The following is a 16172-nucleotide window of genomic DNA, read 5'->3' on the forward strand; positions in this document are numbered from 1 at the left end:
CCCGCGGATGCGGCGTTGGAACTCCTTGCCGTAGCGACGGCTACGGCGCGTCGTTCCGCCTTGCCCCGCGGGCGCATCACGCGCCTCGGTGCACACGGGGCTTCCGCGCCGGCACACTAGTTCCAGCCGTCCCAGCCGGGCCCGCGCACCACGCGGCCCGGCGTGGCCCCCGTGTGCTCGCCGTCCGCGAGCACCCGCTGGCCGTTTACCCAGACGTCGCGCACCCCGACGGCGAGCGCGTGCGGCTCCTCGAACGTGGCCAGATCGGCGATCGTCCGGGGGTCGAATACGACGAGGTCCGCGTACGATCCGGGTGCGATCCTGCCGCGCCGCCGCAGCGAGAGGTTGGTCGCCGGCAAGGAGGTCAGGCGCCGTACCGCCTCTGCCAGCGGAATCACCGACTCTTCGCGCACGTACTTGCCCAGCAGCCGGGCGAAGTTGCCGTAGGCGCGCGGGTGCGGATTGGACCGCAGGAACACGCCTTCGGGCGCGGGAGCGCCGGCGTCCGAGCCGAACGACACCCACGGCAGCGCTATCTGCTTGCGGACGTTGTCCTCGGACATGAGGAAGTAGATCGTGCCCACCCGGCTGTCGTCGGCCACCACCAGGTCCATGGCCGTCTCTTCCGGCGTGGTGCCGCGCCGCCGCGCGACCTCGGCCAGGGTCAGCCCCGTCAGCGGCTTGAGGCTGTCCTGCTTGAAGCCGACCAGGAGAACGCGCTCGGCCGATCCCGCCATGAGCATGAGGTTCTCCCATTCGTCGGTGGGCGTCGCCATCTCGCGGGCCACTCGCGTCCTGATCCGCGGGTCGCGCAGCCGCTCCACCCAGACGTCGTGGCCTCCCTCCTGTACCCACGGCGGCATCGCCGCATCCAGGCCGGTGGCGCCCGCCACGTAGGTGTACATGTCAGCCCGTACCTCCCGTCCCCGCGCCCGCGCCTCCTCCACGCGCTCGATCACCGTGTCCATCTTCGCCCAGTTGGCTTCGCCGGCCGCCTTCAGGTGGTAGATCTCCACCGGTACGCCGGCGCGCCGGCCGATCTCCATCGCCTCTTCCACCGCCTCCAGCAGGCGACCGCCCTCGCTGCGCATGTGCGTGATGTAGGAGCCGCCGAACTCCCCCGCGGCCGACGTCAACGCCACGAGCTCGTCGGTGCCGGCGTAGAAGGCGGGCGCGTAGATGAGCGATGAGCCGACCCCCAGCGCGCCCTCGCGCATCGCGTCGCGCACCAGATCCTGCATGCGCGCGAGCTCGTCGTCGGTGGGCGCCCGATCCTCCTCGCCCAACTCGTGGATGCGCACCGTGGTCGCTCCCACGAAGCTCGCTACGTTGGGCGATACGCCCCGCGCCTCGAGGTGCTCCAGGTACTCCCCCAGCGTGGTCCACGGGATGTCGAACTCGATGTCTCCCTGCTGATCGAGCTCGGTAGCGCGCATCTCCTCCGTCAGCGGGCCCATCGACCACCCCTCGCCGAAGACCTCGAGGGTCACCCCCTGGCGGATGTCGGCCAGCCCACGCGGGTCTTCAATGAGCGATTCGGTCGCCCAACTCAGCACGTTGATGAAACCCGGAGCCACCGCCATGCCCGTCGCGTCGATGACCTCCGTCCCGTCGGCTCCGCTCAGGTCCCCTATCGCCACGACGCTGTCACCGACTACGCCCACGTCGGCCAAGCGGGGCGCCTCCCCGGAGCCGTCGTACACGGTGCCGCCTGAGATCACCAGGTCGTAGGCCACGGACTCTCCTCCGTCCGCTCCGCCGCAGGCGCCGACGACGGCCACGACGCCCGCCAGGAGTAGCCAGGTCGTGAGGGTACGGGTGGTTCTGCTGGGAGTGGCGGCGAGTGGGAATCCGGGTGACATCGGCAGGTCCGTCCGCGGGAGAAAACGGGGCGAACCGGAAAAAGGATACCGGATCGCCCCGCTCGCAAGCTGTCCCGGGGCGCGCGCAGCCCGGCTGCGGGCCGGCGCCCCGACCAATCGCCGGCTATTCGTACCGGAGCGCCTCCATGGGATCGACCAGCGAAGCCCTCCGTGCCGGGATGTAGCTCGCCAGCAGCGTCACCGCTCCGAGCAGCACCACCACCGATCCGAAGATGATCGGGTCGGCCGGGTTGACCTGGAACAGGACGAGCGCGAGCCCCTTGGAGAGGAAGAAGGCGATGACCAGGCCGATCGCCGACCCGATCAGCAGCTGCATCAGACCCTGCCGCATGATCATGCCGAGGATGTCACCGTTGGCGGCGCCCAGCGCGCGCCGGATGCCCAACTCGCGGGTGCGCCTGCTGACCGAGAACGCCACCACGCCGTACAGGCCCACCGACGCCAGGAACAGCGCCGCCGCGCCGAACGCCAGGAAGAGCGTCCCGAACACGCCATAGAACCAGTTGTTCTGGTCGATGGCCTCGTCGAGAGTGTTCACGAAGTAGATCGGCAGGTTGGGATCCACCGCGTTGACCGCCCTGCGCACGTCCTGCGTGATGGCCGTGGGCTGTCCCCTGGTGCGCGCGGCGATGCTCATGAAGCGCCGGCTCTCCTGGACGAGCGGCTTGTAGTACCCCTCCCTGGGCTGGTCGTCCTCGTTGTCCGCTATGCCGTTCATCATCAGATCGGGGGATACGCCGACCACGCTCATCCACGGGTTCAGCGAATCGGGCTCCTCTCCGGCGTACAAGCGGAAGCGCTCGCCGAGGGGGTCTTCGCCGGGAAAGAACTTGTCGGCGAACGACTGGTTGATGATGGCCACCTTCAGGCCGTCGGCGCGGTCCTGACTGCCGAAGTCCCTCCCTTGGAGCAGGGAGACGTCGAAGGTCTCGAAGTGTCCCGGCGTTATCACCGCCTGCCGCGCTCGCGGGATGTCGTGCTCGGCCTCGTAGGCCTCACCGTCGATCTCCACCCTGGGCCCCGGCGTGAAAAGCCCCGGCAGGTTCGATGTGAGCGTCGCGGCTTCCACGCCGGGGATCGCGGCCACGCGCGGCTGCAGCTCCTGATAGAACCGGATGCGGTCGGCTTCATCGGGATAGTCGGCCTCGAACAGGCCCACGCGCGCGGTGAATACGTTGTCGGCCGCGAACGGGTAGTCCAGGTTGCGGAGCTGGGCGATGCTCTTGACCATCAGCCCGGCTCCGATCAGCAGCGCCACCGACAGCGCGATCTCTCCCGCCACCAGCGCCTTGTTGACCCAGCCCATGCGGAAGCTGGAGGTGCCGCGCGTCTCGTCCTTGAGGATCTCGTTGACGTTGGCGCGGGACGCCTGCACGGCCGGGATGATCCCGGCCACCAGCGTCGCCACGACCGCCAGCCCGACGACGAACGCCAGCACCTGCGGGTCCAGCCCGATCTGGATCCAGAACGGCGGGTCGGTGGGGGCGATGGCGGTGTTGAAGGCGCGGATCCCGAAGGCGGCGAGGGCCACCCCGAGCGCGGCGCCCACGAACGCCAGCACGCCCGCTTCGGCCAGGAACTGGACGATGATGCGGCGCCTGGTGGCGCCCAGGGCGGAGCGGATGCCCACCTCCTTGCTGCGCTGCGCGGCGCGGCTGATCAGCAGGTTGGCCACGTTGATGCAGGCGATGAGCAGCACCAGGAAGACGGCCAGGAGCATGGTGTAGAGCATCAGCACCGGCTCCTCACCTATGAACTCCTCGGTGTACGGCTTGATGAGCGGAACCACGCCCTCGTTGGTCTCGGGGTAGGCCGTCGCCAGCCGCGCCGCGATGCCTTGGAACTCCGCGAACGCCTGGTCGGCCGAAACGCCGTCGCGCAATCGGCCGAACACCTCCAGGAAGGTGCCCTGCCCGCGCTCCAACTCGAGCGCGTCCGTGCGCATCGGCACCCACACTTCCTCAGCCACCGGAAACCGGAATCCCTCCGGCATCACTCCCACTATGGTGGTGGGCTCGCCGTTGACCGACTCGACCCTGCCCACCACCTCGGGGCTCGACTCGTAGCGGTCACGCCAGACCTCGTGGCCGATCAGCATGACCTGCTCTGCCGACGGCGCGTCTTCGCCTTCGCGGAACAGCCGGCCGAGCGCCGGCTGGACGCCGAGCATGTTGAAGCTGTTCGCTGAGATGAATGCGCCGTCGAAGCGCTCGGGCGTCTCCGATCCGGCCACGTTCACGGTGCCCTGGAAGAAGGCGGCGAGCTGGGCGAAGCTCGTCTGCTGTTCCTCCCAGTCGAGATAGTCGTGGATCGGCACGCCCATGCTCTCGATGTCCTCGGACGGGTTGGCGCGTTCCACGTGCAGGATGCGATCGGGCGATTCGAACGGCAGGCCCTTGATCAGCGCGCCGTACACGATGCTGAACATCATCGTGGTCAGGCCGATGCCGAGCGCGAGCGCGACTACCGCGAGAATCGAGGAGGCCGGGTTCTTCCCGAGCATGCGAGCGGCGTAGCGGACGTCGTTGCCGAATGAGGCCATGTCGTTACTTTGGGCCGAGGACAGCGTTCGGGGGATGGCAGGTGCGGCGCCTTCTCCCCCGTGACCTGCGGCCCTACGCAGGCTGCGCCGCGGCGGTTTCAGGGGTAAGACCATGACCGATTCGGAGCCCCAGCCCGTCCCGCCCACGACTTCGGTGCTGACCGCGCTCGGGCGCGGATTGCTGCTGCGCTGCCCGCGCTGCGGCGCCGGCGACTTGTTCGCGTCCTGGGTCAAGCCGCGCGAGGCGTGCGAAAACTGCGGGCTGAAGCTGGACCGCGGGGAGGGGGACTATTTCCTGGGCGCGTACATGGTCAACCTCCTGGTGGCGGAGATCGTGCCGGCGCTCACGCTGGTGATCGGCATCGTGGTGACCTGGCCGGAGGTGCCGTGGCGGCTGCTGGGGGGAATCGTGGTGGGGCTGGCCGTGGCCCTGCCCTTCCTGTTCTTTCCCTTCTCGCGCACGCTGTGGCTGGCGCTCGACTCCACCTTCCGCCGCTCCTGACCGTGGCCGCGGGCACGCCTACTCGATGCGCACGGCCTGCTCGGCCGAAACGAACGCGACGTCGCGCAGCGTAGGAAACCGCAGGAACGTATCCAGTCCGGTTTCGCGCAGGCGCTTTTCGGTGAAGCCCACCACCACCAGGTCCGCGTCGGCGCTGCGCCGCTCCACGAGCGCGTGGAAGTCCGTGCCCTTGCCGGTCGGCAGGATGCGCAGGTTCTTCCGGCTCACGGGAATGCGGCCGTCTTGGATCATGCCCTGGAGGCGCTCGGTTTGCGCCGCCACTTCGTCGCCCGGCACGGCCGCGAAGATGGACATCTCTCCGTGCCGCCAGTCCTCGTGCCCGAGCAGGATGTAGCTCATCAGAATCATGAGCGCGGCGTTGCCGTAGTCGTTCCAGGTCAGCCACACGTGCAGGTCGCGGCGGTCGCCGAAGAAGTGGTCGCCGTGCCTCAGCACGACCCGGTTCATCCCCGTGGGGCTGGCCATCTCGCACGCGCGCGTCACCTCGTCCACGACCGCCCGTTCGTCGTGCACGGAGAACTCGAACATCACGGTGTTGTTCTCCATGCCGGAGACTCCGGGCACCTGCAGGCTCTGCGCGAGCGCCGACCCCATGGACGGGCTGATGATGGTGTCCACGTAGACCGCGCTCGACTTCTTCCTGGCTGACTCCATGAGCTGCGGCATCACCTGCTTCGCTTCGGCGACCGTGGTCGAGTTGAGGTAACCGGGGATGTAGTGCAGGTACGTGCCGAAGCCGTACCGGTGCCCGAGCCACGACAGGAACCGGAACGGCGCCGCGCGGTCGAACGTGCGGGGCGTGATCATGATGACGCTGGGGCGCCAGTCCCCGGTGCGCCACTTCTGGATGCGGATCTGCAGATACCGCGACGCCTGCGTCATGACGCCGTGGAAGATCGCGGCCAGGTCGTCGGCCTCCGCTCCCCGCGCTGACCGGATGACGAAGTACAACCCGCCCATCACCCCCAGCGCGAGCAGCGCGAACAGCAGATCCATCTGGATCATCAGCAGCAGGCACATGATCGCGCCGAGCAGGCTGAGCCACCACTTGGAGCGGAACACGGGTCGGTAGCCGGGACGGGCGGCGAAATGCTCCAGGAAGCTGATCGCGCACAGCGCGCCGTACGTCACCATGAAGAACATGGACACGATGCGGGCGACGAGATTGACGGAGCCGAAGAGGACCACCACGATCGCGATGACGGCGGTGACGATGGTCGCGTTGCGCGGCTCGTTGGAGTTGCCGACGCCGTCCGACAGATACCGGTTGGGGCCGGTGAGCGGCACCACGCGATCCGCCGCGATCGCCTGCAGCGTGCGGGGCGCCACCAGGATCGACCCCAGCGCCGAGGACAGGGTCGCCGCCGCCAGTCCGATGGGTATGATTGGGCCCCACACGGCGATCCGGCTCATTACCAGGGGGTCGGCCACGAGCGCCGCGGGCGACGCCGACATCGCCAGCTTCACCACGAGCGCGAAGTACACGAGCATGCCGACCACTCCGGCCGACATGACCCCCAGGGGTATGGAGCGGCTGGGGTTGGCGAGGTCGCCGGACAGGCCGACTCCGGCGGTCATCCCGGTGAAGGCCGGAAAGCAGATGGCGAACACGAGCATGAAGTCGTCGGACCCCGCGACGCGGTCCAGAAGCCCCGCGCCGGCCTCCCCGGATCCCCCGATCGGCGACCCGAGAAAGAACAGGATCAGTGACGCGGCGAGCGTGCCCACGACCACGTAGAGTGCCTTGACGCCGACGTGCGCGCCGCGCGTGAGCATCAGCGCGACCAGAGCCAGCGTGGCGGGAATCGACACCAGGCGCGGGTCGAAGCCCAGCCCCAGCGACCGCTCGAGGACGCCGGTGAGCGGCCGGAACGCCTCCGCGAACGCGATCATGTAGAAAGCCACCGAGATCGCCTGCGACAGGAAGAGCGCGATGCCGATGGCCCCGCCGATCGACACGCCGAAGGAGCGGGAGATGATGAAGTACTCGCCGCCGCCCTCGACCTTGCGATTGGTGGCGATCTCCGCGATGGCGAGCGCGGTCGGGATCGTCACCATGTGGCCGATGACGATGATGGCGAAGGCGCCCAACATGCCGACGTTGCCCACGGCGTATCCGAACCGCAGGAACATGATCGCGCCGAGGATGGTGCTGATGCTCGCGAGAAACACCGGCGCGGTGCCGAAGCCGTGACCCGACCGCGCGTTGCCGTTCGTTCCGGTCGCGGCGGCCCCGACGCGTGAATGATCCATTCGTGGTCCCGTTGTATCTTCTCCTCGGCCTGGCCCGCTGCCGTTTCGGGCTCGACCCTTGCGATGGCCACCAAGCTAGGGGCGGCGCCACCGTTCGGGCACGTTCGCGCCGGCGCGGCGTGGTGCCCCCGGCCCCCGCAAGAAGACGACCGCGCAGCGATGACAACCGAGGATGGCGATGGACGAGCACCGTGAAGACGCCCTTGGCGACCGACAGGAAGAGGCCACGGCAGGCGCTCCGGTCCCGTTGGAGGCCCAGCAGCCCTCACCCCCGGAAGCGGCGCAGCTCCCGGCCGCCGAGCCCCCCGCAGGGGAAGCCGAGAGCGCGTCGCCGAGCCAGCGGGCAAGCGGAGCGATGCGCACGTTTCTGACGGCCCTGCTCGTGTTCGTGCTCGGGCTGGGGATCGGGTTCGTGCCGCAGTGGCTGAAGGCTAGGGGCCTGTCCGATGACCTGGGGGTGGCGCGTCACGAGCTGGAGGTGTCGCGCCTCCAGTCGACCCTCGGCGCGGCCCTGGCGGAAGCCGAACGCGGCAACCACGAACGGGCGCGACAGCTCACCTCGGCTTTCTACGTGGGCGCCGACGAGATCGAAGAAGTCATCGTCGACGACGCGCAGCGTGACGTCATCGCGGGGCTGCTTGCCGAGCGCGACGAGGTTATAACGCTCCTGTCCCGCGCCGCCCCCGAGGCGAGAGGGCGGCTCGGCGTCATGTACCTCCGCTACTTCATCGCCATGGAGCCGCTGGGGCGCGAGTACGGGGGTTCACTAGCGCCATCGCCCGACGAGGGTACGCCCCCCGCCGAGCCCACGGGACCGGCCGCGGGCGAGAGCTGAGCGCAATGCACGACCTGAACTGGAGGAACACGTGAAGCGAGTAGGCAGCTTCTGGGCGCTATTGCTGGCCGCGACCGCGGCTCCGGGACCTCTGGCCGCACAGATGTTCGCGGGCGCCGGCGGCGTCGAGATTCGGGTCGGCTTCGCCGCTCCGGAGGACCAGGGAAGCGGGTTCTCCATCTCGGGCGACCTCGACCTGGGCTACGTCGGGCGGCCGTGGTTGAGAGCGATCGGTGGCGTCGGCCACTTCGGCTTCGACGTGGAATCCGACGGCGCCACCGTGGGCGACGCCAGCAGCTTCGCCGTTCGCGGCGGGTTGCGCGCCGACGCGTTCCCCGAGGAGCGGGTGTCAGGGTCGGTGCTCGCGGCTCTCAGCTTTCACAACGTCAGCGCGACCGTGCCGGCAAACCGTGTCGTGCAGGACCTGCTCGACGGAGTCTACGTCGGCTTCAGCCTGGGAGTGGGAGGACGGTACTCTCTTGACGCCGCGGGGCGGGCTTCGGTGGTCGCCGAGGCCAGACGGACCTTCGTGACGAACATCAACCACTGGGCGTTCGAGGGCGGGATCCGGTATCAGGTCCGGGGCGCGCGCGCCTACGTGCCGGAGCCAGCCCCGGCTCCCCCCGCACCCGGGGCGGCGGACGCGCGTGGCGCCGTGGACGGAGCCAGCGATGACGAACGCGCCCAGGAGCGGCAAGAGCGGGAAAGGCTTCCCGAGCGCGTGCGCCCGCGCGGCGGGGCGCAGGCCGGGGGGAGGATGTCGGACGCGTTTGCGGAGCTAGCTCGCGAGCTGATCAGCATCGCCGGCGTGACGGAAACCGAACGCGGCCTGGTGGTGACGCTCGGCGGCGGATCGTTCGCCAGCGGCCAGGCGACCTTGACGCCCGAGGCGCGCGATGACGTCGCGCGCATCGCGAGGGTACTCCTGGAATTCCCGGACCGCGACGTCGTGATCGAGGGACACACGGACGCCGTTGGTGGAGAGCTGGACAACCGGGCGACGAGCGAGAACAGGGCGGCCGCCGTGCGCGCCGCGCTGATCGCCGAGGCCATCGCGCCGGACCGCCTCAGCTCGATCGGCTACGGTGAATCGCGACCCGTTTCGGACAACGAGACGCCCGCCGGACGAGCCAGCAACCGGCGCGTCGAAATCGTCGTCCTGAACCGTTAGCAGAGTATCCCCGTAGGGCATGTCCGGATAAGCCTCGACGTCGCCATTGACGCCGCGCGGATGGTGATGCTACAATCGTAGCAGGTAGTGCTACGAACGTAGCATAGGGGCAGAGCCCCGACGACGCTCCCTGAATCGAATCCCCGACATGGCCAACCAGTCCTCGCTCTCTCGCCGCGAGCGCCAGATCATTGACGTCCTGTATCGGCACGGCACGGCATCGGCCGCGGACGTGCAGGACGGAATCCCGGATGCGCCCAGCTACTCGGCGGTGCGCGCCATGCTCGCCAAGCTCGAGCGCAAGGGGCACGTTACGCACGCCGATGAAGGAGGGCGCTACATATACCGGCCGACCCTGCCGCGCGAGGAGGCCAGCAGATCCGCGTTGCGGCGCATGGTGCGTACCTTCTTCGATGACTCCCCGGCTCGCACGGTCGCGGCTATCCTGGACATGGAGTCGCTGGACATGAAGGAGGAAGAATTGGACCGGCTGGCGGACCTCATCAACGAAGCGCGCGGGAGGGGACGATGAACGCCACCGCTTTCCTCGTCGACATCGCCGTGAAGGCGATGCTGATCCTGGGCGGGGCGGCGCTCGTGACGGCCGCGCTGCGCGGGGCCTCCGCCGCGACCCGGCACCTGGCGTGGACGCTCGCGCTGGTCGCCGTGGCGGCGCTCCCGCTCATGAAGCTGGGGCTACCCACCTGGTCTCCGCCGGGCTCGGGTCTGCTCCCCGTCGCCGGCGCCGCGGCGGCGGGCGAGATCGCCGCGGATGGCGCGTTCGCTGGAGACCTCGCGGGGGAGCGGGCCGCTCCTTCGACGACGATCGCAGTCGTGGACGAGGCCTCTCCGGTGGCGCTCGATGGATCGGCGGAGGGAGCGATGACGGCGCTTCACGGCCCGGCGGCCGGTAGCCGTCCGGCCCGGGAGTCGAGCGCTCGGCCCGACCCGGCGGCGGCGGCTGCGGCCGCGGGCCTGCCCTGGTCGAGTCTGCTGCTGGCGCTCGGGGTGAGCGGTGTGCTGCTGGCGGTCGGCCGCGCCGTCGCCGGAGTCAGGTCCGTCCGCCTCGCCGAGGCGCGGTGCCGGCGCCTGCCGAGCGGCCCGGTCCGCGCCGAGGCCACGCGCCTGACGCGCGAGGCTGGGATCCCCGCTCCTCGTCTGCTGCAGTCGCCCGACGACCTGATGCCCATGGCGTGGGGCGTGCTGCGCCCCACGATCGCTCTACCCGCGGCCGCGGCGGAGTGGCACCCGCGCCGGCTGCGCGCGGTCGTGCGGCACGAGATAGCACACTTGAGGCGCAGAGATCCGCTCTCGCAGTGGGTCGCCGACGCGGTTCGGGCGTTGCACTGGTTCAACCCGCTCGCGTGGCTAGCGGTGAATCGGTTGCGCGCCGAGCGCGAGTTGGCGTGCGACGACGAGGTTCTGGCCAGAACCGCCCGGCCCAGCGAGTACGCCGCGGAGCTGGTGGGGGTCGCGCGCACGATGAAATCGGCGCGACTGAGCGCCGCGCTGCCCATGGCCCGGTCGTCGCAACTCGCCGAGCGGGTCCGGGCGGCGCTCGACGGGGAGCGCAGCCGCAGCCGCCTGCAGCGCGGCTGGGTGGCGGGCGCCGCGATCGTGAGCGCGCTGCTGGTCGGACCGGTCGCGGCGGCGGCTCCCGAAGGAGCCATCGACCAGGTGGTGCCCGAATCCACGATCGTACCCGCCGCCGCACCGGCGGAGGGTACCGAGCGCGCAGCGCGGGAGCCCGTGGCGGGCGCGCCGGCGGGGCGCACCGTGGCGCCGGACGGGGGCGTGGAGCTGGAGCCGATCGCCCGGATCGCTGCCTGCTGGGACGGGGACTGGAGCGGCAGCAGGTCGCGCAACTCGAACGACGACGACCACAGGCTGAAGTGGAGATCCGGCGACTGCGAGCTGGATATGCGCATCGAAGGAGAGGTGCGTTTCACCCGGGACCTGGACGGGCTGGAGTACCTGGGGCCGACGGCGCGTTTCCGGGTGCGCGAGGACGACGGAGACGTGCGGCGCGAACTCGAGGCGTCGCCGGATCTGAACGGCGGCCCCGTCTACTCCTTCAGCATGGACGGTAGAGAGGCGCCGTTCGACGCCGAGGCTCGCCGGTGGTTCGCCGGCATCGTGTTGGCGCTGGCGCGCAACAGCGATTTCGGCGCCGAGCAGCGGGTCGCCAATCTCCTCGAGAGCGGCGGCGTCGGGGCGGTCCTTCGAGAGATCGAGATTCTCGGCAGCGGCTGGGTCAGGTGGGTCTACTTCCGCGAGCTGGCCGATCAAGCCGCGCTGGACGCGGAGGAGGTCGAGCGTGGACTCCGGCTGGCCGGTCGGCTGATCGATTCGGATCACTACCTGGCCGAGACCGCCGGCGTTCTCGTGGCTGAAGGCCCGCTCGCGGCGGGCGCCAGGGACGCGCTGGTAGCATCCGTCGAGACCATCGATTCGGATCACTACCGGACCCAGGTGCTGGCCCGCGCGCTGGACGGCGGCGCGCTCGGACCGCGCACGCTGCCGACCCTCCTCGAGGCGGTCGGCCGGGTGGACTCCGACCACTACAAGGCGGAGATCCTCGTCGACGCGGTAGACGCCTACGAGTTCGATCGCGCGCAGCAGGAAGCGTACGTGGACATCGCTCGCGCGATGGATTCCGACCACTACCGGGCCAAGGTCCTGAACGCGCTGCTGGACGCGGGCGGCGAGGGAGTGGCCGGCGCGGTCACCATGGCCGCGACCGAGGGGATGGAGTCAGACCACTACCGCGCCGAGATCCTGGGAAGAATCGTCGCCGGCGGCCTGCACTCCGTCGAAGAGCAGCGCCTGTTCGTGCGCACCATCGCGGATCTGGACTCGGATCACTATCGGGCCGAGCTGTTGAGCGAGCTGATAGACGCCTCGGCGGGCGATCAAGAGCAGATCGCCACGGTCATCGTGGCCGCCCGCAGCATCGACTCCGACCACTACATGGCCGAGACGCTCATCGCCGTGGCCGAGCGGGTGCGCCTGGAGGGAGCGCTGCGAGAGGCGTTCGAAGAAACCATGAGTCAGATCGATTCGGAGACGTACTACGGGCGCGTGTCCCGACACCTGAATCGCTAGCCGCGCCCTAGATGACGTCGAAGATCGGAGAGCGCGTCCCCGTCGCGTCGATCATGGCCGCTTCGATGATCGCCATGCCGGCATTGCCGTTGGTGAGGATCACCATGGCCTCCCCCTCGTCACCTGGCCGCGGATCGGCGTAGGCCAGCGCCCGATAGCCCAGCCCCTCACCCCAGTGCCAGAACGGGCCGGGCTCTCCCTCCGCCTCCAGGCCCCAGCCGAGGCCCCAGCGAAGCCCCTGCGGGTGGTCCACCGGGCGCGCGAACGCCGCGGCCCGGAGATCGGCGTCACGCAGCCACCCGTGCAGGAAGTGCAGGTAGTCGCCTGCGGTCGCGCGCAGGCCGCCCGCCGCGTTGGGGCTCAGGAACGTGGGCATGGGGTCCGTGGCGGGGAAGGCGCGGCCCGCCAGCTCCGCGGCGAGCGCCGCGACCTCCGCGTCGGCCGCGCGCGCCTCGTCCAGGGTAAGCTGCGCGGGCTCCATCCCGCCCGCCGCCGCCCATTCGACCAAGGCCCGCTCCTTCCAAGCGAAGAAGGCGGCGAAGTCGGCGAAGCGATCGTCCGGCGGCACGAACGGGGTCGCGCTGCGGGCGTCCAGATCGGGTGCCCGGAGGAAGCTGCTCGAGCGCATGCCGAAGGGCCCGAACACGTGCTCGCGCGCGAGCGCCTCCAGGCCCAGGCCCGTCACCGTCTCGAGCGCCCGCTGAACGAGGATGATGCCCTCGCCGGAGTACCCCCAGGCCACTCCGGGCCGGCCGGTGGCCACGAACGGGTCGTTCAGCGAAAAGCGCCAATTGCGTAGCCCGGTCGTGTGCTGCAGCGCGTGCGCGGCGGTTATCGAGCTCGCCCCGTCCCCGGTGGGTACATCGCCGTCCAGCACCTCGACGAGCGGCCGGTGCAGGTCGAACCCACCTGCGCTGTGGAGTCGAATGGCGACGGTCGCCAGCACGGGCTTGGAAAGAGATCCGCAGGGGAACACCGTGTCCGGGGTCACCGGAGCGTCGCCGTCGGCGCTGCGCGTGCCGGCCACCGCCACGCTCTGCCGTGTCCCCGGCGTGCCCCACGCGATGGACACGCCCGGCACGGCCTGCTCTCCGAGTAGTCCCGGGAGCGTGGCGAGGAATTCCTCCGACAATTTCCAGCGGCCGCCCACGTACTTGCGCGCGCCCAGCCGGGCGAGCGCCTCCCGCGGCCGCAACAGCCCTCCCAGAACCGCCGCGCCGCCGATCTGCAAGAACCTACGCCGCTCAACTGCCATCGCTCACGCTCCGTTGCTTCGGTCCACAAACGTATCCCCGGCGGCTTCGATGCGGTGGCGCCCCCGGGAGTTGCACCACCGGTGCGCTGAGGGGTGCCTGGCTCCCGGTGGAGATCGTCCGTCTGACCTCGGTCCGGGTCCGTCTGGAACCGGCGCCCCGTGCGCCGGTATTGCCACTGCCCGCGGCGTGAACGCGGAGCGGGACGATCCAGGCGGGAGGAGTGATGTTGAGGACCAACCGACGAGCGGCGCTGCGCGTGGCCGGACTGGCGACGGTGGCGGGTGCCGTCTTGGCGCTCGGCGCGTGCTCGGGAGACGCGAACGAGTTCCGACGCGTCGCGGTTGGTGACGTCGCCCCGCCGTACGCCGCGCCCACGTTGGCGGGCGACACGGTGGCGCTCGCGGATCTGCGGGGCCAGGTCGTGCTGCTGAACGTCTGGGCGACGTGGTGCGCCCCCTGTCGCCGCGAGATGCCCGGGCTACAGGCGCTCGAGGAGACTTATCGCGAGGAGGGGTTCCACGTCCTCGGCGTGAGCATCGACGCGCGCGGGGCGGAGCGCGCCATTCGCGCCTTCGCCGACGACCTCGGCGTGTCCTTCACGCTGCTGCACGATCCGGACGAGCGGGTGACGAGGACGTACCGCACCATAGGCGTTCCGGAGAGCTTCCTGATCGGGCGCGAAGGCGTCGTCGTCGCGCGCTGGATCGGGACCTTCGATCCCACGGATCAGGCCACCCACGCCGCAGTCCGGGAGGCCTTGGACGCCCCCGTCCGGGCGGCCTTGTGACGCAGACAGGCGCCTGATGGAGACTCCCAGCGTAGGGTTCGCGGTCGCGTTTCTGGCAGGCCTGCTCAGCTTCCTGTCCCCTTGCGTGCTGCCGCTGATTCCCAGCTACGCCTCGTTCATCACGGGGATGAGTCTGGATGAGCTGACGGACTCGGCGGGACGCACGGCGCACGACCGCGGACGGCTGTTTCTCCACGGCGCGCTGTTCGTGCTGGGGTTCAGCGCCGTGTTCATAGCGCTCGGAGCTTCGGCGACGGCGCTGGGCGCGGCCTTCCAGCAGTCCTCTCTCTGGATCGAGCGTCTGGGCGGCGTGCTGCTGGTGCTCTTCGGGTTGGTCCTGATGGGCATCCTGAGGGTGCCCGGCGCGAGCCGCGACCTGCGCGTGCACCTGGCCGACAAGCCGGCGGGGTACGCCGGTACGGCTCTCGTGGGCGTGGCGTTCGGGGCCGGCTGGACCCCGTGCATCGGACCGGTGCTCGGCGGCATCCTCACGTTGGCCGCGGCCACCGCGTCGGTGGCGGAGGGCACCGCGCTGCTCGCGGTCTACTCCGCGGGCCTGGCGATCCCCTTCGTAATCGCCACCATCGCGCTGGACAAGTTCCTCGCCGTGTTCGCCCGCTTTCGCGGGTGGCTGCCGTGGGTCAACAGGGTGGCCGGAGTGCTGCTCGTGACCGTGGGGCTGCTCCTGCTGACGGGCAAGTTCACCGTGCTGTCCGCGCTGTTCGCCAGTTGGACGCCCGACTTCCTGCTGGATCGCCTGTGATCCGCCCCCGTCTCGCGCTGGTGGCGGCCGTCGCGGTCGCCCCCGCCGGTATGGCGGCTCCCGGCTCGGCTCAGGAGACGGCGGTTCTGGCCGCGCCGGTGTCGGCCTCCGCGGTGGTGGCTCCCATCGAGGGAGTCTTCCTGCTCGACAGCCTGGCCGGCGACCGCGTGGAGGACATCATCGACCGTGGGGCGGGACTCCTGCCGTGGTACAAGCGGCCCTTCGCGCGTGGCCGTCTACGGGAGACCACCAGACCCGCCGTGTGGGTGTCCATCGAGCCCAACCCCAGGGCGCTGCGCATCCGCACGGAAGTGCACGACCTGACGATCCCGTGGGATGGAGAGCTGCTCGACTGGGAATGGAAGCCCGGCGACCCGGTGGACGTCAGCGCGGAGTGGGCCGGAGGTGACCTGCTGCAGGATTTCCACGCTCCGGATGGGTCGCGGTACAACCGCTATGTCCTTTCCCCCGACGGCCGCGTCCTGGAGCTCTACGTACGCATCGAGAGCGACCAGCTCAGCGAGCCGCTCCGCTATCGCTTAGTGTACGTGAATCGCGACGAAACGTGAGCCGCCGACCCGTGCACCCATCTTGCATGGGCGCGGCACCGGGACGATTCGAACACACCAACTACCGGAGGGCGACATGTCCGTTGTGAAAGTCATCGAGATCATCTCCGATACCCGGGGCTCGATCGAGGACGCCGTGCAGGCGGCCGTGAGCGAGGCCTCGGAGTCGGTCAAGGACATCAAGGAGGTCTGGGTCGCCAGCATCAAGGCGATGGTAGACGGCGGCACCGTGACCGGCTACCGCGTCAACACGAAGATCTCGTTCGTCGTCCGCACCAGCAGGGACTAGGCAGGCCCCGCAGGGGTCCGGGCTACACGAACGACGCCCCGCGGCGACCTCTTCACCGCGGGGCCTCGTCCATCCGGCGAGGAGGTAGACCGAGTGCACCGTTGCAGAAGTCCCGTAGGCATTCGGCGCGCGCTGCATCCCGCGGATGCGGCGTTGGAACTCCTTGCCGTAGCGACGGCTACGGCGCGTCGTTCCG

13 protein-coding genes are annotated in these 16172 nt (G+C 69.9%); 9 read left to right on the plus strand and 4 right to left on the minus strand.

What is annotated here, in order from left to right:
• Positions 1-116: 116 nt before the first annotated feature.
• Together ABFS34_12225 and ABFS34_12230 are read right to left on the minus strand one after the other, a co-directional pair.
• Entirely contained in the window at positions 117-1862 is a 1746-nt protein-coding gene (locus ABFS34_12225; protein MEN8376206.1) for a D-aminoacylase, read from the minus strand.
• 124 nt (positions 1863-1986) lie between these two features.
• Positions 1987-4425: an ABC transporter permease gene (locus tag ABFS34_12230; protein ID MEN8376207.1), complete on the minus strand. Its 2439-nt coding sequence runs from the start codon at positions 4423-4425 to the stop codon at positions 1987-1989.
• A 112-nt stretch (positions 4426-4537) separates the two neighbouring features.
• Between ABFS34_12230 and ABFS34_12235 the strand changes: the two genes are divergently transcribed.
• On the plus strand, positions 4538-4927 hold the full coding sequence (locus tag ABFS34_12235; protein ID MEN8376208.1) for a DUF983 domain-containing protein: 390 nt from the start codon (positions 4538-4540) through the stop codon (positions 4925-4927).
• Between the two features lie 18 nt (positions 4928-4945).
• On the opposite strand, the gene ABFS34_12240 is transcribed toward ABFS34_12235, so the two are convergent.
• Complete coding sequence (locus tag ABFS34_12240; GenBank protein MEN8376209.1) at positions 4946-7201, minus strand: amino acid permease; 2256 nt, start codon at positions 7199-7201, stop codon at positions 4946-4948.
• A 178-nt stretch (positions 7202-7379) separates the two neighbouring features.
• Here ABFS34_12240 and ABFS34_12245 point away from each other — a divergent pair, with 178 nt between their 5' ends.
• The 4 genes from ABFS34_12245 to ABFS34_12260 all read left to right on the plus strand — a co-directional run bounded on the left by ABFS34_12245 (position 7380) and on the right by ABFS34_12260 (position 12312).
• Positions 7380-8036, plus strand: coding sequence for a hypothetical protein (locus ABFS34_12245; protein MEN8376210.1), 657 nt, complete (start codon positions 7380-7382; stop codon positions 8034-8036).
• A 31-nt stretch (positions 8037-8067) separates the two neighbouring features.
• Complete coding sequence (locus tag ABFS34_12250) at positions 8068-9207, plus strand: OmpA family protein (protein ID MEN8376211.1); 1140 nt, start codon at positions 8068-8070, stop codon at positions 9205-9207.
• Between the two features lie 148 nt (positions 9208-9355).
• A complete protein-coding gene (locus ABFS34_12255; protein MEN8376212.1) occupies positions 9356-9739 on the plus strand; it encodes a BlaI/MecI/CopY family transcriptional regulator in 384 nt (127 codons plus the stop codon).
• The gene (locus ABFS34_12260; protein MEN8376213.1) at positions 9736-12312 is read left to right on the plus strand and encodes a M56 family metallopeptidase; all 2577 of its coding nucleotides are present in this window, start codon (positions 9736-9738) and stop codon (positions 12310-12312) included. Before ABFS34_12255 ends, ABFS34_12260 begins: the two co-directional genes overlap by 4 nt.
• A 7-nt stretch (positions 12313-12319) precedes the next feature.
• Here ABFS34_12260 and ABFS34_12265 read toward each other — a convergent pair whose 3' ends face one another.
• Entirely contained in the window at positions 12320-13567 is a 1248-nt protein-coding gene (locus ABFS34_12265) for a serine hydrolase domain-containing protein (GenBank protein MEN8376214.1), read from the minus strand.
• A 224-nt stretch (positions 13568-13791) separates the two neighbouring features.
• Between ABFS34_12265 and ABFS34_12270 the strand changes: the two genes are divergently transcribed.
• The 4 genes from ABFS34_12270 (at position 13792) to ABFS34_12285 (ending at position 15976) form a co-directional block, all read left to right on the plus strand.
• Complete coding sequence (locus ABFS34_12270; protein MEN8376215.1) at positions 13792-14355, plus strand: TlpA disulfide reductase family protein; 564 nt, start codon at positions 13792-13794, stop codon at positions 14353-14355.
• 16 nt (positions 14356-14371) lie between these two features.
• Entirely contained in the window at positions 14372-15118 is a 747-nt protein-coding gene (locus ABFS34_12275; protein MEN8376216.1) for a cytochrome c biogenesis protein CcdA, read from the plus strand.
• The gene (locus tag ABFS34_12280) at positions 15115-15687 is read left to right on the plus strand and encodes a hypothetical protein (GenBank protein MEN8376217.1); all 573 of its coding nucleotides are present in this window, start codon (positions 15115-15117) and stop codon (positions 15685-15687) included. Before ABFS34_12275 ends, ABFS34_12280 begins: the two co-directional genes overlap by 4 nt.
• A 76-nt stretch (positions 15688-15763) precedes the next feature.
• Entirely contained in the window at positions 15764-15976 is a 213-nt protein-coding gene (locus ABFS34_12285; GenBank protein ID MEN8376218.1) for a dodecin family protein, read from the plus strand.
• The last annotated feature ends 196 nt before the right edge of the window (positions 15977-16172 follow it).

Source organism: Gemmatimonadota bacterium (assembly GCA_039715185.1).
In the GTDB taxonomy this organism is placed as follows: domain Bacteria; phylum Gemmatimonadota; class Gemmatimonadetes; order Longimicrobiales; family RSA9; genus DATHRK01.